Source organism: Enterobacter asburiae, assembly GCF_008080435.1.
GTDB classification, from domain to species: Bacteria; Pseudomonadota; Gammaproteobacteria; order Enterobacterales; family Enterobacteriaceae; genus Enterobacter; species Enterobacter asburiae_C.
The window spans coordinates 1-22,351 of the sequence record NZ_VRKN01000007.1; the positions used below are offsets into that span (position 1 = coordinate 1).

General features: G+C 55.8%; 19 protein-coding genes and 5 tRNA genes. 9 read left to right on the plus strand and 15 right to left on the minus strand.

Annotated features, from left to right (window positions below):
- The 5 genes from FU672_RS14475 to FU672_RS14495 all read right to left on the minus strand — a co-directional run.
- Window positions 1-221, minus strand: a 221-nt coding sequence (locus tag FU672_RS14475) for a GTP-binding protein (RefSeq protein WP_227502482.1), incomplete at its 3' end; no start/stop codon positions are given.
- 118 nt (window positions 222-339) lie between these two features.
- Window positions 340-415 (minus strand) — tRNA-Thr (locus FU672_RS14480).
- Window positions 416-421: 6 nt separating this feature from the next.
- A tRNA-Gly gene (locus tag FU672_RS14485) sits at window positions 422-496 on the minus strand.
- Between the two features lie 117 nt (window positions 497-613).
- Window positions 614-698, minus strand: a tRNA-Tyr gene (locus tag FU672_RS14490).
- A gap of 8 nt (window positions 699-706) precedes the next feature.
- Window positions 707-782: transfer RNA gene (locus FU672_RS14495), tRNA-Thr, on the minus strand.
- 317 nt (window positions 783-1,099) lie between these two features.
- Here FU672_RS14495 and coaA point away from each other — a divergent pair.
- Window positions 1,100-2,050, plus strand: a complete 951-nt coding sequence (gene coaA / locus FU672_RS14500; protein ID WP_021242480.1) for a type I pantothenate kinase — start codon at window positions 1,100-1,102, stop codon at window positions 2,048-2,050.
- Window positions 2,051-2,093: 43 nt separating this feature from the next.
- Here coaA and dppF read toward each other — a convergent pair whose 3' ends face one another.
- The 9 genes from dppF to FU672_RS14545 all read right to left on the minus strand — a co-directional run bounded on the left by dppF (window position 2,094) and on the right by FU672_RS14545 (window position 12,657).
- Window positions 2,094-3,107 carry a dipeptide ABC transporter ATP-binding subunit DppF gene (gene dppF, locus FU672_RS14505; protein WP_148243747.1) on the minus strand — a complete coding sequence of 338 codons (1,014 nt, stop codon included), beginning with the start codon at window positions 3,105-3,107 and terminating at the stop codon, window positions 2,094-2,096.
- Complete coding sequence (gene dppD / locus FU672_RS14510) at window positions 3,104-4,087, minus strand: dipeptide ABC transporter ATP-binding protein (RefSeq protein WP_148243748.1); 984 nt, start codon at window positions 4,085-4,087, stop codon at window positions 3,104-3,106. The genes dppF and dppD overlap by 4 nt, the downstream gene beginning before the upstream one ends.
- 10 nt (window positions 4,088-4,097) lie before the next feature.
- Window positions 4,098-5,000: a dipeptide ABC transporter permease DppC gene (gene dppC, locus FU672_RS14515; RefSeq protein ID WP_148243749.1), complete on the minus strand. Its 903-nt coding sequence runs from the start codon at window positions 4,998-5,000 to the stop codon at window positions 4,098-4,100.
- A 9-nt stretch (window positions 5,001-5,009) separates the two neighbouring features.
- Window positions 5,010-6,029 (minus strand): dipeptide ABC transporter permease DppB, encoded by a 1,020-nt coding sequence (gene dppB, locus FU672_RS14520; protein WP_024909087.1) that lies wholly within the window; start codon window positions 6,027-6,029, stop codon window positions 5,010-5,012.
- A 161-nt stretch (window positions 6,030-6,190) separates the two neighbouring features.
- The gene (gene dppA / locus FU672_RS14525; protein WP_148243750.1) at window positions 6,191-7,798 is read right to left on the minus strand and encodes a dipeptide ABC transporter periplasmic-binding protein DppA; all 1,608 of its coding nucleotides are present in this window, start codon (window positions 7,796-7,798) and stop codon (window positions 6,191-6,193) included.
- A gap of 620 nt (window positions 7,799-8,418) precedes the next feature.
- Window positions 8,419-8,495: transfer RNA gene (locus FU672_RS14530), tRNA-Pro, on the minus strand.
- A gap of 91 nt (window positions 8,496-8,586) precedes the next feature.
- Window positions 8,587-10,281: a kdo(2)-lipid A phosphoethanolamine 7''-transferase gene (gene eptB, locus FU672_RS14535; protein ID WP_148243751.1), complete on the minus strand. Its 1,695-nt coding sequence runs from the start codon at window positions 10,279-10,281 to the stop codon at window positions 8,587-8,589.
- Window positions 10,282-10,517: 236 nt separating this feature from the next.
- The gene (locus tag FU672_RS14540) at window positions 10,518-11,720 is read right to left on the minus strand and encodes an L-lactate MFS transporter (RefSeq protein ID WP_148243752.1); all 1,203 of its coding nucleotides are present in this window, start codon (window positions 11,718-11,720) and stop codon (window positions 10,518-10,520) included.
- Window positions 11,721-11,958: 238 nt separating this feature from the next.
- Window positions 11,959-12,657, minus strand: coding sequence for an autotransporter domain-containing protein (locus tag FU672_RS14545; protein ID WP_148243753.1), 699 nt, complete (start codon window positions 12,655-12,657; stop codon window positions 11,959-11,961).
- A gap of 162 nt (window positions 12,658-12,819) precedes the next feature.
- On the opposite strand from FU672_RS14545, the gene tag reads away from it, so the two are divergent.
- Window positions 12,820-13,401: a DNA-3-methyladenine glycosylase I gene (tag, locus tag FU672_RS14550; protein WP_148243754.1), complete on the plus strand. Its 582-nt coding sequence runs from the start codon at window positions 12,820-12,822 to the stop codon at window positions 13,399-13,401.
- Entirely contained in the window at window positions 13,379-13,825 is a 447-nt protein-coding gene (locus tag FU672_RS14555; protein WP_148243755.1) for an N-acetyltransferase, read from the plus strand. The genes tag and FU672_RS14555 overlap by 23 nt, the downstream gene beginning before the upstream one ends.
- Here FU672_RS14555 and FU672_RS14560 read toward each other — a convergent pair.
- Window positions 13,788-16,067, minus strand: coding sequence for a molybdopterin guanine dinucleotide-containing S/N-oxide reductase (locus FU672_RS14560; RefSeq protein WP_262349020.1), 2,280 nt, complete (start codon window positions 16,065-16,067; stop codon window positions 13,788-13,790). The genes FU672_RS14555 and FU672_RS14560 overlap by 38 nt on opposite strands.
- A gap of 212 nt (window positions 16,068-16,279) precedes the next feature.
- Here FU672_RS14560 and FU672_RS14565 point away from each other — a divergent pair, with 212 nt between their 5' ends.
- From FU672_RS14565 to ghrB, 6 genes are all read left to right on the plus strand, one after another.
- Complete coding sequence (locus FU672_RS14565) at window positions 16,280-16,942, plus strand: OmpA family lipoprotein (RefSeq protein ID WP_148243757.1); 663 nt, start codon at window positions 16,280-16,282, stop codon at window positions 16,940-16,942.
- Window positions 16,943-17,121: 179 nt separating this feature from the next.
- Window positions 17,122-18,138: a LacI family DNA-binding transcriptional regulator gene (locus FU672_RS14570; RefSeq protein ID WP_148243758.1), complete on the plus strand. Its 1,017-nt coding sequence runs from the start codon at window positions 17,122-17,124 to the stop codon at window positions 18,136-18,138.
- A gap of 103 nt (window positions 18,139-18,241) precedes the next feature.
- On the plus strand, window positions 18,242-18,991 hold the full coding sequence (locus tag FU672_RS14575; protein WP_148243759.1) for a sugar phosphate isomerase/epimerase family protein: 750 nt from the start codon (window positions 18,242-18,244) through the stop codon (window positions 18,989-18,991).
- Window positions 18,992-18,994: 3 nt separating this feature from the next.
- Window positions 18,995-19,933, plus strand: a complete 939-nt coding sequence (locus tag FU672_RS14580) for a sugar kinase (protein ID WP_148243760.1) — start codon at window positions 18,995-18,997, stop codon at window positions 19,931-19,933.
- A gap of 117 nt (window positions 19,934-20,050) precedes the next feature.
- Window positions 20,051-21,331, plus strand: a complete 1,281-nt coding sequence (locus tag FU672_RS14585) for an MFS transporter (protein WP_148243761.1) — start codon at window positions 20,051-20,053, stop codon at window positions 21,329-21,331.
- Between the two features lie 26 nt (window positions 21,332-21,357).
- Entirely contained in the window at window positions 21,358-22,332 is a 975-nt protein-coding gene (gene ghrB, locus FU672_RS14590) for a glyoxylate/hydroxypyruvate reductase GhrB (RefSeq protein WP_148243762.1), read from the plus strand.
- Window positions 22,333-22,351: the final 19 nt, after the last annotated feature.

A 22,351-nucleotide genomic window follows, 5' to 3' on the forward strand; every position in this document is an offset into this window, starting at 1 on the left:
GTCGGGGTGTCATATTCAACGTGGGAAGTGTTGATGGTGATACCACGAGCTTTTTCTTCTGGTGCGTTATCGATCTGGTCGAATGCGCGAGCAGAACCACCGTAGGTTTTAGCCAGAACGGTAGTGATTGCAGCGGTCAGCGTTGTTTTACCATGGTCAACGTGGCCGATAGTACCGACGTTAACGTGCGGTTTTGTACGTTCAAACTTTTCTTTAGACATCGATTGTCCCTCTAAGACACGGATAAATCGGTGATATCACCACATCAACCAGACGAAATGCCTGAATTGTTGAATACAGTAAAATTGAAACAGAGAGAAACGGGAAGGAGAAGTGAAGTGGTGCTGATACCCAGAGTCGAACTGGGGACCTCACCCTTACCAAGGGTGCGCTCTACCAACTGAGCCATATCAGCACGTATTGGAGCGGGCAGCGGGAATCGAACCCGCATCATCAGCTTGGAAGGCTGAGGTAATAGCCATTATACGATGCCCGCATCCTGAAACTCGGCTACCCAGTTCTTTCTGTAACAAAAAAAGAGATTTCTCTCTTTTTCAGTTTGAGCTGGCTAATTTTTCCAACCAGCTCCGGCGGCATTTACGCTGCCAGAAAGTGGTGGTGGGGGAAGGATTCGAACCTTCGAAGTCTGTGACGGCAGATTTACAGTCTGCTCCCTTTGGCCGCTCGGGAACCCCACCGGACTTGATGGTGCCGACTACCGGAATCGAACTGGTGACCTACTGATTACAAGTCAGTTGCTCTACCTACTGAGCTAAGTCGGCATCAAGTAGCGCGCATTCTATGGATACCTGCGCGGTCATGCAACTAAAAATTTGCATAAAACGTTCTTTCGCTCACATTTTATTCGAACGGCGTATCGGGCGCTGTAAAAGTAGTCATTTGAGGTCAAATATTCAACATATCAGGGTGATTTGCACCGTATTCACCGTAGCGTGACGGCTTCCGCGTTACGCAGCCCTTTCCATCTTTTTTCTTATTATTCCTGTCATCTGGTGTTAACCTCCTGCCCATTGTCCAAAATTAACTGTGTGATGAGCCATGATCCGGCAGTGTGATGCTGGCTCACTGAAGCATGCTTATGAGCAAAAAAGAGCAAACGTTAATGACGCCTTATCTTCACTTTAACCGCAGCCAGTGGGCTGCCCTGCGTGATTCCGTCCCTATGACGCTGACGGAAGGTGAAATCGCACGGTTAAAAGGGATAAACGAAGATCTGTCCCTGGAAGAGGTGGCAGAAATTTATCTCCCCCTCTCTCGCTTGCTTAACTTCTATATCAGCTCGAACCTGCGCCGTCAGGCTGTGCTGGAGCAGTTTCTCGGGACGAACGGTCAACGCATTCCTTATATCATTAGTATCGCAGGCAGCGTGGCCGTGGGTAAAAGTACCACTGCGCGTGTCCTGCAGGCGCTGTTGAGCCGCTGGCCGGAACACCGCAGCGTGGAGCTGATCACGACTGACGGCTTCCTGCACCCGAACGAGGTGTTAAAAGAACGCGGGCTGATGAAGAAGAAGGGCTTCCCGCTCTCTTATGATATGCACCGTCTGGTGAAATTTGTCTCTGACCTGAAATCCGGCGTGCCGCACGTGACTGCGCCAGTCTATTCGCACCTGATCTACGATCGCATCCCGGGTGGGGATAAAACAGTGGTCCAGCCGGACATCCTGATTCTGGAAGGTCTGAACGTGCTGCAAAGCGGGATGGACTATCCTCACGACCCGCATCATGTATTCGTCTCGGATTTCGTCGATTTCTCTATTTATGTCGATGCGCCGGAAGACCTGCTGCAAAACTGGTACATCAACCGCTTCCTGAAGTTCCGCGAAGGGGCGTTCACTGACCCGGATTCCTATTTCCACCACTATGCTCAGCTTTCTGAAGAAGAAGCGATCAATGTGGCCACGGGACTGTGGAATGAGATTAACTACGTGAACCTCAAAGAGAACATCCTGCCGACGCGCGAGCGTGCGAGCCTGATCCTCACCAAGAGCGAGAAGCACGCCGTCGACCAGATTCGCCTGCGGAAATAATAAAGCAGATATAAAAAAACCGGCTTAACGCCGGTTTTTTTCGTTATGCCTGTGGCTTCTCGCCATTTTCATCCTGATCGACCGCAAAGCAGGCAACCAGTTGGCCGCCATAATCCTTCAGCTGCGGCTGGAGCTGGGTGCACGGGCCAAAGCGGCGACGGCAGCGGGCGTTGAATGCACATCCCGGAGGTGGATTCAGCGGGCTTGGCAGTTCACCCGTCAGCTTAATACGCTCACGACGATCGTCCGGGTTCAGACGCGGCGTCGCAGACAGCAGCGCCTGGGTATACGGGTGACGAGGGTTATTAAAGATCTGGTCTTTGGTCCCCTTCTCCACGCAGCGCCCCAGGTACATCACCATCACTTCATCAGCAATGTGTTCGACAACCGACAGATCGTGGGAGATGAACACATAAGACAGCCCCAGCTCCTGCTGGAGATCCATCATCAGGTTCAGCACCTGCGCACGCACGGATACGTCGAGCGCGGAGACCGGCTCATCGGCAATCACCACGTCCGGATCGAGCATCAGACCACGCGCGATAGCGATACGCTGACGCTGACCACCGGAGAACATGTGCGGATAGCGGTCATAATGCTCGGTTTTGAGGCCGACCTTCGCCATCATCGCCAGCGCTTTTTCACGGCGCTGCTCTTTGTTCAGATTACTGTTAATTTGCAGCGGCTCTTCCAGAATCTGCCCCACTTTTTTACGCGGGTTCAAAGAACCATACGGGTTCTGGAACACAATCTGGATTTTCTGGCGACGCAGCTTCTGCGCCTGCGGATCGTGCTTGAGCAGATCTTGCCCCTGATAATAGAGCTCTCCGCCGGTCGGCACTTCAATCATCGTCAGCAGACGGCCCAGCGTGGATTTGCCGCAGCCTGACTCCCCCACCACCGCCAGCGTTTTACCGCGTTCGAGGTTAAAGGAAACGCCGTCCAGCGCTTTCACCAGGCGTTCAGGGGCAAACAATCCCTTCTTCACCGGATAGTATTTTTTCAGGTCGATGGCCTGCAACAGCGGCTGTTGCGTGGTGGCCTGTTGCGTACTCATAGTGTTGGCCTCCCGGCATCATCGAGTGGGTAGTGGCATTTCGACTGACGACCGTCAGCAAGCTGGTTAAGCTCTGGCTCTTCTGCCCGGCATTTGTCCGTCGCATACGGACAGCGCGGATTGAGCAGACAGCCCTGCGGACGATCATATTTACCCGGTACCACACCCGGCAGCGATGCCAGACGCGCTTTGTCCTGGGCAAACTCCGGCAGCGCGCGTAAAAGCGCCTGGGTATACGGGTGACGCGGCGCACGGAAAATATCGTGTGAATTCCCGGTCTCGACCACCTGGCCGGCATACATCACGATAATTTTGTGCGCGGCTTCGGCCACCAGCGCCAGATCGTGCGTAATCAGCACCAGCGCCATATTTTCTTTCTGCTGCAGCTCCAGCAGCAGTTCGATGATTTGCGCCTGAATGGTCACATCCAGCGCCGTCGTCGGTTCATCCGCAATCAGCAGTTTTGGCCGACAGGCAATCGCCATCGCGATCATCACGCGCTGGCTCATCCCACCGGAGAGCTGGTGCGGGTATACGTCCAGACGCGATGCCGGGTCAGGAATACCCACCTGATTCAGCAGATCGATCGCGCGCTGACGACGGGTTTTCTTATTCCCGCCCTGATGCACCTTAATTGCTTCCATAATCTGGAAACCAACGGTGTAGCAAGGGTTCAGGCTGGTCATGGGATCCTGGAAAATCATCGCCACTTCGGCGCCCACCAGCTGGCGGCGCTGTTTTTCAGAAATGCGCTTCAGGTCCTGACCGTTGAACTGCAGGTTTTCCGCCATCACGCGGCCCGGATAATCAATCAGCCCCATGATTGCCAGTGAGCTTACTGACTTACCGGAACCGGACTCCCCGACAATGCCAACCACTTCGCCCTGATTTACGCTGTAGCTGATGCGGTCCACGGCGCGAAACTCAGTGCCAACATCCCCGAAGTGCACCGATAATTTATCTACATTTAATAACGCCATCTCGTGCCTCTTACTGCTTCAGTTTGGGATCAAGTGCATCACGCAGACCATCACCCATCAGGTTAAATGCCAGCACCGTCAGCAGGATTGCCAGACCCGGGAAGGTGACAACCCACCAGGCGCTTTGTGCGAACTGCAACACGTCGGAGAGCATGGTGCCCCACTCCGGTGTTGGCGGCTGCGCACCCATGCCCAGGAAGCCAAGAGCGGCCATATCAAGAATGGCGTTAGAGAAACCGAGCGACGCCTGAACAATCAGCGGCGCAAGGCAGTTAGGGAAGATATTAACGAACATCTGGCGCATCGCACCGGCACCCGCCACGCGAGACGCCGTGACGTAATCGCGGTTCACTTCCACCAGCACCGCCGCACGGGTTAAACGTACGTAGTGAGGGAGTGCCACGAAGGTCAACGCCAGCGCGGCGTTACCAATCGACGGGCCGAAGATCGCCACCAGCACCAGCGCCAGAAGCAGGCTTGGCAACGCCAGCATGATATCGACGATGCGCATAATGATGTTATCAACGATTCCTCCGAAGTAGCCCGCCACCAGACCGAGCACGACACCCATGACCAGCGACAGCACAACCACGAGGCAGCCCACCAGCAGCGACAGACGTGCGCCGTACATCAGGCGCGACAGCACGTCGCGGCCCACATCATCGGTACCCAGCAGGTGCGTCAGGCTACCACCGTCCTGCCAGGCTGGAGGCGCAAGCAGCGCATCACGGAACTGGTCCGCAGGGTTATACGGTGATAGGACGTTCGCAAATACCGCAATGAGGATCATGATTACGACATACACCAGCCCTACCACAGCGCCTTTATTGCGCTTGAAGTAGTGCCAGAACTCCTGCAGCGGCGTCATTGGCACCGGTGCAGCGACCACTTTATTTTGAGTGACTTGTGACATGATGGTCCCTTACTTCTTATGACGAATACGCGGGTTCACCACGCCGTACAGCAAATCGACCAGCAGGTTGACGAGGATAATCATCGTCGCGACCAGCAGCACACCGCCCTGCACAACCGGATAGTCACGGCGTTGCAGCGCATCAATCAGCCAGCGTCCAAGCCCCGGCCAGGAGAAGATGGTTTCCGTCAGGATCGCCCCCGCCAGCAACGTCCCCACCTGGAGACCAATAACGGTCACCACCGGCAGCATGGCATTACGCAGCGCATGAACGATGATGACGCGCATACGCGTCAGGCCCTTGGCGCGCGCGGTGCGGATATAATCTTCACCCAACACTTCCAGCATCGATGAACGGGTCATACGCACGATCACCGCAAGGGGAATGGTGCCCAGCACCATGGCAGGCAGGATCATATGCGCGACGGCATCCATGAAGTTGCCCTCTTCGCCCCAGATAGCCGTATCAATCAGCATAAAGCCGGTTAACGGATTGGTGTCGTCGAGGAAGACCATATCGCTGACGCGCCCGGAGACCGGTGTCAGGTTAAGCTGCACCGATACCAGCATGATCAGCATCATGCCCCACCAGAAGATAGGCATGGAGTAGCCGGTCAGCGCCAGGCCTACGGCGGTATGGTCAAAAATAGAGCCACGCTTGACGGCAGCCAGTACCCCAACAGGAATACCCACCGCAGTAGCGAAAATCATGGCGCAGACGCCAAGCTCCAGTGTCGCTTTAAAACGCGGCACGAACTCGTCCCACACCGGAAGACGGCTTTTCAGCGAAATCCCTAAATCACCGTGCAACACGCCCCAGATATAGTGGAGGTACTGCTGCCACATCGGCTTATCGAGACCGAGTTCCGCCAGCAGCTGTGCATGGCGCTCAGGGGAAATACCACGCTCGCCCGCCATAATCATTACCGGGTCGCCGGGGATCATATGGACGAAGGCAAAAGTGAGAAGGGTGATACCGATAAACGTGGGGATAACAAGTCCCAGACGTCGGAGGATGAACTGCAACATAACCCGGATTCTCTCTGATGACGCACGACCAGTGGCGTGACGTCTGTATTGCTCACAAATGTAAATTCCCTCTCCCTGTGGGAGAGGGTTAGGGTGAGGGGATGCATGCACGCCCCTCACCCCTGCCCTCTCCCACAGGGAGAGGGAGAACACCCTACTTATTATTCAACCGATACGTTTTCGAAGTGGTGCTTGCCCAGTGGATCAACCACGTAGCCTTTCACCTCTTTACGCACAGGCTCGTACACGGTGGAGTGAGCAACAATCAGCGCCGGAGCCTGATCGTGCATAACAACCTGAGCCTGCTTGTACAGTTCAATACGTTTGTTGTGATCGTCGGTCGCACGCGCCGGCTGGATCAGGTCTTCAAACGGCTTGTAGCACCAGCGAGAGTAGTTAGAACCGTCTTTCGCCGCCGCGCAGCTGAACAGGGTGGCGAAGAAGTTGTCCGGATCCCCGTTATCACCGGTCCAGCCCATCATTACCGCCTGGTGCTCACCCGCTTTGGCGCGCTTCAGGTACTCGCCCCACTCGTAGGTCACAATCTTGGCCTGAACGCCAACCTTAGCCCAGTCAGCCTGAACCATTTCCGCCATACGGCGTGCGTTCGGGTTGTACGGACGCTGTACCGGCATCGCCCACAGCTCAACGGTAAAGCCTTTATCCTGGCCTGCTTCTTTCAGCAGCGCTTTCGCTTTCTCAGGATCGTAGGTGTAGTCTTTAACGTCGTCGTTATAGCCCCACATGGTTGGTGGGATCAGGTTTTTAGCCGCAACGCCTGCACCCTGATAAACCGCTTTGATGATCGCTTCTTTGTTCACCGCGTAGGTCAGCGCCTGACGCACTTTCACGTCATCAAACGGTTTCTTCTCGGTGTTGAAGGAGAGATAGCCCACGTTCAGGCCAGCCTGCTCCAGCAGGTTGATGTTCTTGTCCTGCTTCATGCGGGCGATATCAGCCGGGTTCGGGTACGGCATCACCTGGCATTCGTTTTTCTGCAGTTTTGCATAACGCACTGACGCATCAGGCGTGATAGAGAAGACCAGACGATCGATCTGCGGCTTGGTGCCCCAGAAGCCTTCGAATGCTTTATACAGAATGCGGGAGTCTTTCTGGTACTGCAGCAGCTGGAATGGACCGGTACCGATTGGGTTCAGGTCGACTTTCTCCGGCGTACCGGCTTTCAGCATGTTGTCCGCGTACTCTTTGGACAGAATTGAGGCGAAGTCCATGGCCAGGTCAGCCAGGAATGGCGCTTCCGGGCGAGTCAGCACGAACTGTACCGTTTTATCGTCAACTTTTTTCACTTCAGCGATCAGGTCAGGCAGACCCATCCCTTCGAAGTATTCATAGCTGCCGCCAGACACTTTGTGGTACGGGTTCTGGGCATTTTTCTGACGGTCGAAGGAGAACACAACGTCGTCGGCGTTAAGGTCGCGCGTTGGTTTGAATTCTTTGTTGTCCTGCCACTTCACGCCCTGACGCAGATGGAAGGTATAGGTCTTACCGTCTTCGCTGACCTCCCACTTCTCGGCCAGACCCGGAATAACTTCCGTGGTACCGGTTTTGAATTCAACCAGACGGTTATAGATCGGTACAGAGCTTGCGTCGTAAGTCGTACCAGAGGTAAAGAGCTGTGGGTTAAAGCCTTCCGGCGAGCCTTCAGAACAGTAAACCAGGGTTTTTGCCTGTACGCTTGCTGCCACGGTCATAGCCACCAGGCTCAGACCAAGCTTCAGCATCCCTGACTTCTTCAAGGAAATACTCATTATTCTGCTCCAATGTGATGTTTTGCTTTGTTGTGTTACGCCGCCAGACCTTTATTTATTTTTTACCCGGTCCGGTCGGTGATGCCCGAAGGCTTTAAAGGGATGGAGAATCCTTTCAGAAGAGCGTTTGAGTTGCAGCGCAGATCGTCCCTGAAATGCCCCTCATGCCCTACAATCTGTCAACAGAATGTGAAAACGTCAATACAGGTGACGGGGATTTACGCTGAGTGTGAGAAACCGCAAACAAAGATTAAAAAAACTATGCATGCCAGTTTTCAGCAGGGAAATTTATGCTACTCGCCATCCTGCAGCACAAGTCTCTTCATATTTCGTCACAATCAGTGATTAACTTTTATTCAGAATGGGTAAATTTTCTTGCAGAATGGTGATTATCTGAGCACTAAATACCGCGAACGTTAAAACGCACAGCGAAAAATGCTGAGGTTATCCATAAGCAACGCGAAAAAAGATCAATCTATATATAAAAAAATACAATGGATTATGTCACAAAATCGTTAACAGGCAGGAAGAAGCAGGCCTAAGGGGCGTTTTGGATACTCTGACGGGATAAGGTCATAATGCAAAAAGGGCTAACCTTGCGGTTAGCCCTTTTCAGAATGTGGTCGGCGAGAGAGGATTCGAACCTCCGACCCACTGGTCCCAAACCAGTTGCGCTACCAAGCTGCGCTACTCGCCGAATGCGGAGCGCATCTTACTGCTGAGGTGCGCCCCCGTCAATCCCTTATTTTCAAAAAGCCATTCAACTGGCGATATTCTCGCCAGAGCAGCTACTGCGCGGCTTTTGCGGTGTTGTCAGGGAGTTTACACCAGTTGTTGTTTTCGTTAATCCCACCATTCGGTGAGGTATAACCGAGACAACCCATAATGGTGTCGTACAGCTCAACGTGACGACGCGGCACTTTCATCTCCGCCTCTTTCTTCAGGTGAGCAAACATCTTCGCCTTCTCCGGATTTTCAAGATACTTATCCGACATCCACATGATCATCGGCACGCGGAACTGCTCCGGCGGTGCCAGCTTGCGCGGCGTACCGTGCAGATGCTCTTTCTCGTTGATGGACTCACCGTGGTCGGCCGCGTAAATTACAATCGCTTTTTTATCGCGCAGCTGGTCAATGACCCGGCTCAGGAAGGTATCTACATAAAGCACCGAGTTATCGTAGGCATTGATCAGCTCCTGCTTGCTGCAGTCTTTATTAATGCCCACACACTCAGGCTGCCACTTCGCAAAATCACGCGTGTAGCGCTGGTAATAGCTGTAATGCGACCCTTTGGTATGCAGAATAATCAGATGCTTACCCTGTGGATGGTTCTTGAGGGACTCCGACATCTCTTCCAGCAGCAGCATGTCGTCGACGTTTTTACCGCGGTTACGCGGCTCGGCACCAATCTGCTCGCGGTACGCGATGTTATCTGCCAGCGTGTTGGTGTAGAACCACATCTCACTTTGCATGGCGAACAGGTCAGAGCTGAATCCAAGCTGCTTCAGCACGGCAAACACGTTTTGTTCTTTCAGCGTGCGTTGCGGGTTATCGCTTGCACCGCCTTCACGCACAAACATACAGCGCAGCGAGAGCTTGGTTGCGGTATCACAGGAGTAGCCTCGGTAAGCCACCAGGTTCTTTTCCTGCGCCAGCTTTGGCGTGGTATCCCGGTCATAACCGAGAATGCCCATATGATCCCAGCGCGTCGTTTCACCGATGACAAAGACGACGTACGTATCATCAATCCCGTCGGCTGGCGGCTGGTAGGTGAATTTTTTCAGTGGATTGATCAGCGATTTCACATCACTGGATTCATCCGCCTGCGCCCAGGCATAAAGACCTAACGCTGACAGCCAGTTAGACGGCAAATACGAGTTTGCCACCACGCCGCCATAGCTTGGCATATCGACGCCCGTCGCTTTCTCGACGCGTTTTTGCTGTGTTTCCATCAGGCGGATAGGCGCCCATACCAGCAGACCGGCCAGCAGGACAACGACGATATTGCGGATCCGCTGTCCACGCGTACGCAGCTGGCGTAACAGCGTATAGCGGCACGTATTGTTCCAGATAAAGAAAAGCGGGATCAGACAGGTTAAAACCGTCCAGACGATAAAGCCTTTCCCTACCACCTCTTTCGAGAGATCGATATCCGTGGTCATCACCGAGGCAACAATACCGTACCCAATGACCACGTTCATAAAGGTCATATAATAGCTTGCGGCGGCGGAGATAATCACCACCAGCGAGGCCAAAATTTGCCAGGTTCGGCGGCCGAAGAGAGAGAGCAGGCGTAACAGGAAAAAGGTAGCCAGAACAGAGCCAAACACTTCAATCGCGGCGAAAATCCCATTGCTTACGGTGAGGTGTTCAAAATAGCCTTCCACTCTTCTGAACAGCACCGCGCCATTCAGAAACAAACCGATATAGACAGCCAGCATCAGACACAATCTTTGCTGGGTAAGAGATCTAATATATTTCATGCAAACAACCCTGGGGGAAGGGGTATAAAGACCCGTCGAATCTCATGGAGAGAGCAGACAGAGTAAGTAGGTGCGGGAGAAATCGTTATCAGAAACGTCTACAAGCGCGGTAAGTAGACCACAGCGGGGAAAAAAAGTGGCAGCAGAGAATGTGATCAATGAAGATTTTTACAAAATAACTCGTCTGGAAACGATGCGTAGATAAAAAAGAGGCCCTGCGGCCTCTTTTCGTCGAATCATGCATGCGCTTCCTTATATACTTCGCGCTGCGGCTGACGAATGGTCGTGGACAGCGCCAGCGAAATAATCAGCAGGGCAAATATCACGCCGAAGGTCACGTAGAACCCGCCAAACAGGGAAGCAATCAGCGAGCCGCAGATACTGCCGATCCCGAAGCCCAGATAGATAACGCCGTAGTTTTTTGCCAGATTGTTCAGGCCAAAAAATTCGCTCACCAGTGACGGGAAGACGGTAATGGTGCCGCCGAAGTTAAAGGCCACGCAGGCAATCGCCGCGAAGAAGGTGGCTTCATTCAGCGGAGCGAACAGCAGCGCCGCCATGCCGACCAGCGAAACCACCTGCCCAATCGTAATCACACGGATGCGGGCAATTTTGTCAGACAGAATACCAAGCACCAGACGACCCGAAAGGTTGGCAATGGAGATCACCGTCACCGCATTCGCCGCCGTGGCCGCATCCAGCTTCACCATCCCCTGCGCGATATCCTTCGCCACGCCGATGACATACAGACCGCTCATGCAGGCCGTCAGGAACATCACCGCCAGCATCCAGTACTGCGGTTTACGCATGGACTGCGCGAGAGTGAAGTCGTTCTCCACCACGCCGTTAACGGATTTGACCTCCTGCTGCGGCGCATCGGTCATCAGCGTGGCGCCGAACAGAATCATCACCAGCACGATTGCGCCCCAGATCATAAAGGTTTTTTCGAGGCCAACGGACGCCAGCAGGTGGGAGTCGATAAATTTGAACCCGAGGCTGCCCAGGCCATAGGAACCAATGGCGAACGCAGAGATCAGGCCTTTACGCTCCGGGAACCACTTCACGCAGTTCGACAGGGTCAGCAGGTAACCTGCGCCATCGGCCAGCCCCACCAGCACGCCGGCGCTCAGCCATAGCATCATCAGGTTGCTGGAATGCGCCGTCAGGAAAAAACCCAGCCCCAGCAGAATGCCGGATGCCATGGTCACACGCTTCACCCCAAAACGCTCCTGCAGCTTGCCTGCGACGGAAGACGAAATCGCCAGACCCAGGCTCAGCAGACCAAAGGAGAACGCGACCTGGCTGACCGGTGCGCCGAGTTTGTCGGAAAGCGCGCTGTTAAACAGGCTCCAGGTATAGACCGACCCCAGCGCAAACTGAGTGACGATGGTGCCAAAGAGCGTGAGCCAGCGCGTGCGGTTATAAGTTGATGTGTTCATGGCAGTTGTCCTGCAAGAGAAATTAAGGAAGTTCGCTGAGGACAACGATAAACAAAACCTTAATACGCCTGGGGTAAAACGGCATGAAATGCAGGCGGTACGGAATGAAATGCCTGGAATCGGGAATGAATGACCTGGCCCGGGAATAAAGCGACAGCGTGTTAGTATCTGCTATCGCTGTAAAGCCCGTGGTTGTTGTATTCGAGATGTTATCGTGACGTTTAAAAAAGTAACAACTCTAGAAGTTCGCGCTGACGCCGAGGGTGTATAAAAACTCCTCACCGGTGGTGGTGTGCTCCCCCTGAGCCAGCGACGCATAGGCCGCCATGTGCGTATTAAAAGGAATATCTGTTCCTACGGTAACATCCATCCAGCTACCGTTTTGGGCAGGGGCTGGCGTTTGCGGCATGCCAAACTGCGATTTCCACTGGTTTTCACCAAACTGCTGGTTATAGCTGATCTGCGCCCAGGGACGGAGATCGCCGTACTGGGTATTCACGCGCCACCCCAGCGTGCTGACGCTGGCGTGCCAGAGCGGGTCGGTGATTGCCTGCGTCGACGCGCTATCACCAAACTCGTTGATCATCATCGGAGCCGTGCCGTCGTACCGCCACGCCACTACCGGGCCGGTGGTGATACGCGCTGAAACCGGAAAATTCCAGCCCACGCTCATCGCCCCCTCTGTCGTACTGCCAGACGGTATATTCAGGGCAAGACCTGGCGCATTTTGCGAAGACTGGATACGCTCAGCAAGAATATCTTCATAACGCGGTTGGTGATCCGCGTCCCATGTATAGCGTTCCGCCGTATTATTTTGTGCGTCTGAAACGATATATTCCTGTTGCCAGGCAGACGCTGTATTACAAAAAAACAGGCAGACTGAAATTCCCACCAGGCCAGAAGCAGCATGGCGACCACTGATTTTTTTTATCATCATCAACGCGACCCCAGAGAGAGCCGAATTCGGCGATATTTGTCGTTATTCAGGAAGAGCTTAAGGATCATATGGCCCTGTATTAACTATTGTCTTTATAGTAGACACGTCAAGCCAGGCAGAATGAAATTTTTGCGAAATCAGTATCAATAAGGGAGATGACGGATGGAACGTTGCGGTTGGGTAAGCCAGGATCAGCTTTATATCGACTATCACGATCGGGAATGGGGCGTGCCGGAAACGGATGGCAAAAAACTCTTTGAGATGATCTGCCTGGAGGGCCAGCAGGCGGGGTTATCGTGGATTACGGTGCTGAAGAAACGCGAAAACTACCGCAACGCCTTCCACCAGTTCGATCCTGTCGCCGTCGCCGCCATGACCGATGAGGACGTGGAACGGCTGGTGCAGGATGCCGGCATCATCCGCCATCGCGGTAAGATCCAGGCCATCATCGGTAACGCACGCGCTTACCTGGCGATGGAACAAAACGGTGAATCGTTCTCAGATTTTGTCTGGACGTTTGTGAACAACGATCCGCAGGTCACCCAGGCCGCCACGCTCGCGGAAATCCCGGCCTCCACCCCGGCCTCGGATGCTCTCTCGAAGGCCCTGAAAAAACGCGGTTTTAAGTTTGTCGGCTCCACCATCTGCTACGCCTTTATGCAGGCCTGTGGCCTGGTCAACGACCACGTTACCGGCTGCTTCTGTCATCCGGGAGGCCATCGTGATCCGCAAATGGCAAAGTGAGAATACCGCACCGCTTCTGAGCTTATGGCTTGAAAGCACCACAGAAGCGCATCCGTTTATCGAGCCGGGTTACTGGAAAGAGAACGAGGCCATGGTGCGGGACGTTTACCTGCCGTCGGCGGAAACCTGGGTCTGGGAGCAGGACGGCGAACCTTGCGGATTTATCAGCGTGATGCAGTCTCAGTTTGTCGGCGCACTGTTTGTCGCCCCATCGTACATCGGGAAAGGCATCGGGCGCGCGCTGCTGAACTATGTTCAACAGCGCTTCCCGCACTTAAGCCTGGAGGTGTATCAGAAAAATGTTCGGGCGGTGAATTTCTACCATGCTCAGGGCTTTCGCATTGAAGACAGCGCCTGGCAGGATGATACCCAGCACCCGACCTGGATCATGAGCTGGCAGGCGGATCAAACGCCGTTAAGGTAAGCTCGGGTCCCTGATATTTCTCGACCCAGGCCAGGGCCGTATTCCCTGCGCAACCATTCCCCAGCTTCGAGCTGGGGAGATCTTTGGTCAGCACGTTAACCGCCCCGTTTTTACAGATACCGCCTTCGGCGGGCTCAAGATCGGGCCATGCGCCCTGATGAATGCAGATCACGCCCGGTTTAATCCCGTCGCTCACCACCGCCCCTGCCAGCACCTGCCCACGCGAGTTCCAGACGCGCACCATGTCGCCGTCCGCGATCCCGCGGGCTTTCGCATCGAGGGTATTCAGCGTGATCGGCTCTCGCCCGGCGACCGCATACTGCTCGCGCAGGGACGTATAGTTAAGCTGGCTGTGCAGGCGGTGCGCGGGATGCGCTGATAATACCTGCAGCTGTTCCGGCCGGGCGTTGCCGTGCCACTCGTCCGGTTCGAGCCACATAGGGTGTGGCGGACAGTCGGCATACCCAAAGCTGGCGATGCGCTCGCTGTGGATCACGATCTTTCCGCTCTCGGTTTTCAGCGGATGGTTCTCCGGGTCACGGCGGAAATCGGCAAAACGGACAAACTTCGCATTCTGTTCGCTCTCCGGCATCTCGACGATTTGGTTCGCCTCCCAGAACTCAGCAAAGGGCGGCAGCGTCACGCCCTGCGCTGCGCCGCGCTGTCCGGCAATCTGGTAGAAGGTCTCCAGCCATTGCAGATCGCTTTTCCCTTCGGTAAAACGCTCGCGACCGCCCGCTTCCCACAGCTCGCTCAGTTCAGCAAACACGTCAAAATCATCACGCGCCTCATCGCGCGGGGCGACAACGCGCTTCATCGGGACCATATGCTGGTTGCTGTAGTCGCCGGTCATGGTGAGATCGTTACGCTCAAACGAGGTGGTCGCCGGCAGCACAATGTCGGCGTGTTTGGCCGAGCCGGTCCAGAAGCACTCTGAAATCACCACCAGCTCCGGCTTTTGCCAGGCGCGGATAAGGCGATTGGTATCCTGATGGTGCGTGAAGTTTGACCCGCCCGCCCACCATACAAATTTAATATCCGGGAAGTGGCGGTCCAGACCATTGTGCTGATAAAAACCGCCAGGTTTTTCCAGGGCTTCAACGATCCGCGCTACCGGGATTTTATCCACGGCATCCACACCGCCCTGCACCGAGCCTTGCAGAGACGCCAGCACCGCCGCTTTACGTGTTGGGTTACCGCCGTTCGCAAAGTGATAGGAGAGACCAAAACCCCCGCCCGGCGTACCGATCTGCCCAAGCATTGCGGCAAGCGTTACCAGCATCCAGTGTTTTTGCTCGCCAAACTGCTGGCGCTGCATTCCCCACCCAGACATTAACATCGTGGTGTTTTTATGGAACAACGCCGCCAGTTCGCTGATTTTCTCTGCAGAAACGCCACAAATATTTGCTGCCCACTCAGCCGTTTTCGCTACCCCATCGGATTGGCCCGTCAGGTAGTCGGCGAATTTATCGAAGCCGGTGGTACAGCGCGTCAGGAATTCGACATCGTGCCAGCCGTTTTCGACCAGCGTATGGGCGATACCCAGCATCATCGCCACGTCGGTGCCCATATGGGGGGCAATCCACTCGGCGCTGTCGCCGAAGAAATCCATGGTTTCAGAGCGCATCGGGTCAATGCAGATGATGCGCTTGCCGCTTTTGCGTAGCGCGTCAAAATACCCGATGCCCTGCTCGTCGCTGGCATTCCAGGCAATTTTCAGCGTATTGAGGGGGTTAGCACTCCAGAGCACCACCACGTCGGTATGCGCCAGCACCAGCGGCCAGCTGGTCTGCTGCTGGTACACTTCGTTCCCCCCCACGACGTACGGCATGATCGCCTGCGCCGCACCGGTGGAGTAATCACCCAGATGACCGGTATAGCCTCCCGCCAGGCTCATGTAGCGCTGCAGCAGCGTTGAGGCTTTGTGCAGCACGCCGTTAGAACGCCAGCCGTACGACCCGGCGAAAATGGACGACGGACCGTAACTGTCGCGAATGCGTTTATGCTGGGCGTGGATCAGCGCCAGCGCGTCATCCCAACTCACGCGAACAAACTCATCCTGACCGCGAATCCCCTGCGGTTTTTCCGGCGAGGCCAGAAAACCTTTACGCACCATCGGCCAGCGCACGCGCGTTTTGCTATGCACCTGATCGCGAACGACGGTCTGTAACGAGTTGGGATGTTGTGTTGGCAGTGCCCCGCGGGACGACAGAACATTTTCGCCATCGGTTTCGACCAGCATCGGCCCCCAGTGGGCGGCGGTCAGAATGGTTTTTGTTGAGGTGCTCAAGCGTGCGCTCCTGGTTGCGTGCAGGTTTTACGGCCTTCTTGCTGAGGCCGTTTATGGTTTGTCACAAATTTCAGAGTTATACCCGGAATTTTCTCCGTATCTGGACGTCATAATCAACTGCCACGCTCGCCGTGGCAAAGAATAAAAAGGATTAAGGAAAGAAGATGAAAAAACGCGTACTCGTTATTGCCGCTCTGGTGAGCGGTGCCCTGGCTGTTTCTGGCTGCACAACCAACCCTTACACCGGTGAGCGCGAAGCGGGTAAATCCGGCATTGGCGCGGGTATCGGCTCGCTGGTCGGCGCAGGCGTTGGGGCGCTCTCCTCCTCCAAGAAAGACCGCGGCAAAGGCGCCCTGATTGGCGCAGCGGCGGGGGCAGCACTGGGCGGCGGCGTCGGTTATTACATGGACGTGCAGGAAGCAAAACTGCGCGACAAAATGAAGGGAACCGGCGTGAGCGTGACGCGCAGCGGCGATAACATCATCCTGAACATGCCGAACAACGTGACCTTCGACAGCAGCAGCGCAACGCTGAAACCCGCGGGCGCGAACACCCTGACCGGCGTGGCGATGGTGCTGAAAGAGTACAACAAGACCGCCGTAAACGTGATGGGCTACACCGACAGCACCGGCAGCCAGGATCTGAACATGCGTCTGTCCCAGCAGCGTGCAGACGCCGTGGCCAGCGCGCTGATTACCCAGGGTGTTGAAGCGAACCGCATCCGCACCAGCGGCATGGGTCCTGCCAACCCTATCGCCAGCAACAGCACGGCGGAAGGCAAAGCGCAGAACCGCCGCGTTGAGATTACGTTAAGTCCTGTGCAGTAGGTAAAAGCAAAACGGCAACCCCGTTGCCGTTTTTAGTGTTTGCGCCCTCTCCCGTGGGAGAGGGTTGGGGTGAGGGCATCAGACCGCAACCTCCGGTAAGCGCAGCGCCACCGGGCAAATTACTTGATTCGTCAGATTTTCCCGTTAAGGTATTCTCACTAAATTCAGGGAAATCAGCGATGAGCAAACCAGCCCGGGCCACCATCAGCGACGTGGCAAAAGCCGCCAAAACCGGTAAAACCAGCATTTCGCGCTACCTTAACGGCGAGAAACACCTGTTGTCCGACGCATTGCTGGCGCGAATTGAACAAGCCATTGCCGATCTCGACTACCGTCCCAGCCTTATGGCACGCGGGCTCAAACGCGGTCGCACTCGCCTTATCGGGCTTATCATCGCCGATATCACCAACCCCTATTCCGTTAACGTGCTCAGCGGTATTGAAGCCGCCTGTCGCGAGAAGGGTTTCACGCCGCTGGTCTGTAATACCAACAACGAAGTCGACCAGGAGCTGCATTACCTCGATCTGCTGCGCAGCTACCAGGTTGAAGGGATTGTGGTTAACGCGGTGGGCATGCGGGAAGAGGGTTTAAACCGCCTGCAGCAATCCTCCCTGCCCATGGTCCTCATCGACCGTAAAATTCCGGAATTTGCCTGCGATGTGGTCGGGCTGGATAACACTCAGGCCGCTACTACCGCGACCGAACATCTGATTGAACAGGGCTTCGAAGCGATTCTGTTTCTGAGCGAACCATTGGGAATGGTCAACACCCGTCGCGAGCGCCTGAGCGCATTTCGCGCCACGCTGGAGCGTTATCCTGGCGTGATCGCCGAAAATGCCGAAACGCCGCTTCACGAAGCCGACCAGCTCGACAACACTCTGCGTCAGTTCCACACGCGCCATCGCGGGATGCGCAAAGCCGTTATCTCCGCCAACGGTGCGCTGACGCTTCAGGTCGCCCGCTCGCTCAAGCGCATTGGCCTGCACTGGGGCAGCGATATCGGTCTGCTGGGGTTTGATGAACTGGAGTGGGCGGAGCTGGCCGGCGTTGGCATTACTACCCTCAAACAACCCACCTGGCAGATTGGCTATGCTGCTGTTGAACAAGTGGTTCGTCGCATTGAAGGCACCAGCGATAGCGTTCGCGAGCAGGTCTTCTCCGGCGAGCTGATCGTTCGCGGCTCCACCGCACGTTAATTTTCCCTTGTGATACCGATCATAAATTCGACATCCTGATCTTTTCTTTGGAACCGGTTCCATCTAGCGTAATAGTATTGATATGTTGCGATGGAGTCCGAAGATGGGCAGGAAAATTATGGTGGTCACCGCCGCGTACGGTGCGGAACAGGTGCGACAGGCAGGCGGTCAACGGGCGATGCTGCCCGTTATTGCAGGTGCAGGAGCAGACGGCGTGGAGATCCGCCGTGAACTGTTCACCAGCGAAGAGCTGCTGGCGCTGCCTGCGCTGGGAGAATCCATTGAGCTGCTGGGCCTGCTGGCGTGCTACTCCGCCCCCGCCGCCCTGTTTATGCCCGACGGCACCCTCAACCCGGATCTGACCCGCTATCTCTCTGAGGCTAACACCCTGAACGCCCTGTGGCTGAAGGTTTCCCTCGGCCACTTCCGCGACACGCAGCCTCTCGACGCCCTGCATGCCCTGCTGAGCGCAAGCGGCATGGCGCTGGTTGTGGAGAACGACCAGACCGACTGCGGTCAGCTCGCGCCCATGCAGCGCTTCCAGGCAGCCTGTCGGGAAATGGCATTGCCCATCACGCTGACCTTCGACATGGGCAACTGGCTGTGGGTTGGCGATTCCCCCGAAGAGGCCGCGCGTCATCTGGCCCCAGCGGTGAGCTATATCCACGTTAAAGCCGCCGTACCGCATAAAGATAACTTCCGCGCCGTGGCACCGGACCACGCTGATGCGCGCTGGCTGGATCTGCTCAGCCAGCTGCCTGCCGATGCCCCGCGCGGTATCGAGTTCCCGCTGGAAGGGACGGATTTAACCGCCGTTACCCGCCATTACGTCAACCTGCTGCGCGAGGAGTAGACCATGCACAAGACGCTGGATGTCATCACGATTGGCGAGGCCATGGCGATGTTTGTCGCCACTGAAACGGGCGAACTGAGCGCGGTGGAGCACTTTATCAAACGCGTAGCAGGCGCAGAGCTGAACGTCGCGACCGGCCTGGCGCGTCTCGGCCTGAACGTCGGCTGGGTCAGCCGCGTGGGGGACGACAGCTTTGGCCATTTCGTTCTCGATTCGCTGAAAAAAGAGGGTATTGATGCCGCAGGTGTCACCCTCGACGGACGCTTCCCTACCGGCTTTCAGCTTAAATCTAAGGTCGAAAATGGAACCGATCCCATTGTGGAGTATTTCCGCAAAGGATCGGCCGCAAGCCACCTCTCTGTGGCGGATTACCACGCCGACTATTTCGCCTCCGCGCGCCATCTGCACCTGAGCGGCGTGGCGGCAGCGCTGTCTGCCAGCTCGTATGAACTGCTGGATCACGCGGCAGCCACTCTGAAAGCCCAGGGTAAAACGATCTCTTTCGATCCGAACCTGCGCCCGGTGCTGTGGAAAAGCGAAGCGGAAATGGTTGAGAAACTCAACCGTCTGGCGTTCAGAGCGGACTGGGTTCTACCGGGTCTGAAAGAAGGGATGATCTTGACCGGCGAAAACACGCCGGAAGGCATTGCCGATTTCTACCTGAATAAAGGAGTAAAAGCGGTAGTGCTGAAGACCGGTGCCGATGGCGCATGGTTTAAAACGGCCGACGGCGAACAGGGCGCGGTCGCGGCGGTGAAAGTTGAGAACGTGGTCGACACCGTCGGCGCGGGCGACGGTTTTGCCGTGGGCGTGATTAGTGCCCTGCTGGAAGGCAAAACGCTGCAGCAGGCCGTCGCACGGGGCAACAAGATTGGTTCGCTGGCCATTCAGGTGCAGGGCGACAGCGAAGGATTACCAACGCGAGCAGCGCTCGGCGTTTAAATTCCCTCTCCCACAGGGAGAGGGCCAGGGTGAGGGCAGCAAGCCGCACCAAATAATTAAGCCACCGTGTACCCTACAGACAACGGCGGTAACAACCTCAACAACAGAGGCAAGCCTATGAACAGTTCGACCAATGCAGTAAAACGCTGGTGGTACATCATGCCGATCGTGTTTATCACGTACAGCCTGGCGTACCTTGACCGTGCCAACTTCAGCTTCGCGTCCGCGGCGGGGATCACAGAGGACCTCGGCATCACCAAAGGTATCTCCTCCCTGCTGGGTGCCCTTTTCTTCCTGGGCTACTTCTTCTTCCAGATCCCCGGCGCGATTTACGCGGAACGCCGCAGCGTGCGTAAGCTGATCTTCGTCTGTCTGATCCTGTGGGGTGCCTGCGCGTCACTGACCGGCGTGGTGAACAATATTCCTGCCCTGGCCGCCATTCGCTTTATCCTCGGCATCGTCGAGGCGGCGGTCATGCCAGCGATGCTGATCTACATCAGCAACTGGTTTACCAAATCTGAACGCTCGCGAGCGAATACCTTCCTGATCCTCGGTAACCCGGTCACGGTACTGTGGATGTCGGTGGTGTCTGGCTACCTGATCCAGTCCTTCGGCTGGCGTGAAATGTTTATCATCGAAGGGGTTCCGGCAGTGATCTGGGCATTCTGCTGGTGGGTGCTGGTGAAAGATAAACCTGCCCAGGCGAAATGGCTTTCCGAAGACGAAAAAGCGGCGCTGCAGGCACAGCTGGATAAAGAACAGCAAGGTCTGAAGGCGGTACGCAACTACGGTGAAGCCTTCCGCTCGCGTAACGTGATCCTGCTCTGCGCACAGTATTTTACCTGGAGCATTGGCGTGTACGGCTTTGTGCTGTGGCTGCCGTCGATTATCCGCAGCGGCGGCGAGAACCTCGGCATGGTAGAGGTAGGCTGGCTCTCTTCCGTACCGTATCTGGCCGCGACCATCGCCATGATCGTTGCTTCATGGGCATCGGACAAGCTGCAGAACCGTAAGCTGTTTGTCTGGCCGCTGCTGCTGATCGCAGCCTTTGCGTTCATTGGTTCCTGGGCCGTAGGCGCGAATCACTTCTGGGCCTCTTACGCCCTGCTGGTCATTGCCGGTGCAGCCATGTACGCCCCGTACGGTCCGTTCTTTGCCATCATCCCGGAAATGCTGCCGCGTAACGTAGCGGGCGGCGCGATGGCGCTGATTAACAGTATGGGTGCGCTGGGTTCGTTCTGCGGCTCCTGGTTCGTCGGCTACCTGAACGGTGCCACCGGCAGTCCGTCCGCATCGTACATCTTTATGGGGGTGGCGCTTTTCGCCTCCGTGTGGCTTACTTTGATTGTTAAGCCTGCTAATAATCAACAACACCCTGTCGGCGCTCGCCACGCCTGAATCCTTAAAAATCAACGGAGATTAGCATGAAGCCGTCCGTCATTTTGTATAAAGCACTGCCGGAAGATCTGCAGAAACGCCTTGAAGAACACTTCACCGTCACGCAGGTGAAGAACCTGAGCCCGGAAACCGTGGCACAGCACGCCGAAGCGTTCGCCCGCGCCGAAGGTCTGCTGGGTTCAAGCGAGAAAGTGGATGTCGCCCTGCTGGAGAAAATGCCGAAGCTTCGTGCTACCTCTACCGTTTCCGTGGGTTACGACAACTTCGATGTGGATGCCCTTAATGCCCGCAAGATCCTGCTGATGCATACGCCACACGCCCTGACGGAAACCGTGGCCGACACGCTGATGGCGCTGGTACTCACCACGGCCCGTCGCGTGGTGGAAGTGGCTGAGCGCGTGAAAGCGGGCGAATGGACAAAAAGCATTGGACCGGACTGGTTTGGCGTGGACGTCCACGGCAAAACGCTGGGCATTGTTGGCATGGGGCGTATCGGGCTGGCACTGGCGCAGCGCGCGCATTTTGGTTTTAACATGCCGATTCTGTATAACGCGCGTCGCCATCACAGTGAAGCCGAAGAACGCTTCAACGCCCGTTACTGCGAGCTGGATACCCTGCTGGAGGAAGCCGATTTTGTCTGCCTGGTTCTGCCGCTGACGGACGAAACGCGTCATCTGATTGGCAAAGAGGCGTTTAAGAAAATGAAGCAGTCAGCCATTTTCATCAATGCAGGTCGCGGCCCGGTGGTGGATGAGAAGGCGCTGATTGAGGCCCTGCAGAACGGTGAGATCCATGCAGCAGGTCTGGACGTCTTTGAGCAGGAACCGCTGCCGGTGGATTCCCCGCTGCTTTCGCTGCCAAACGTGGTTGCCCTGCCGCACATCGGCTCAGCCACCCATGAGACGCGCTACAACATGGCGGCCACTGCGGTCGATAATCTTATTGCCGCCCTTAGCGGAAAGGTGGAGATAAACTGCGTGAACCCGCAGGTGCAACGATAGAAACGAAAAAACCCGCCAG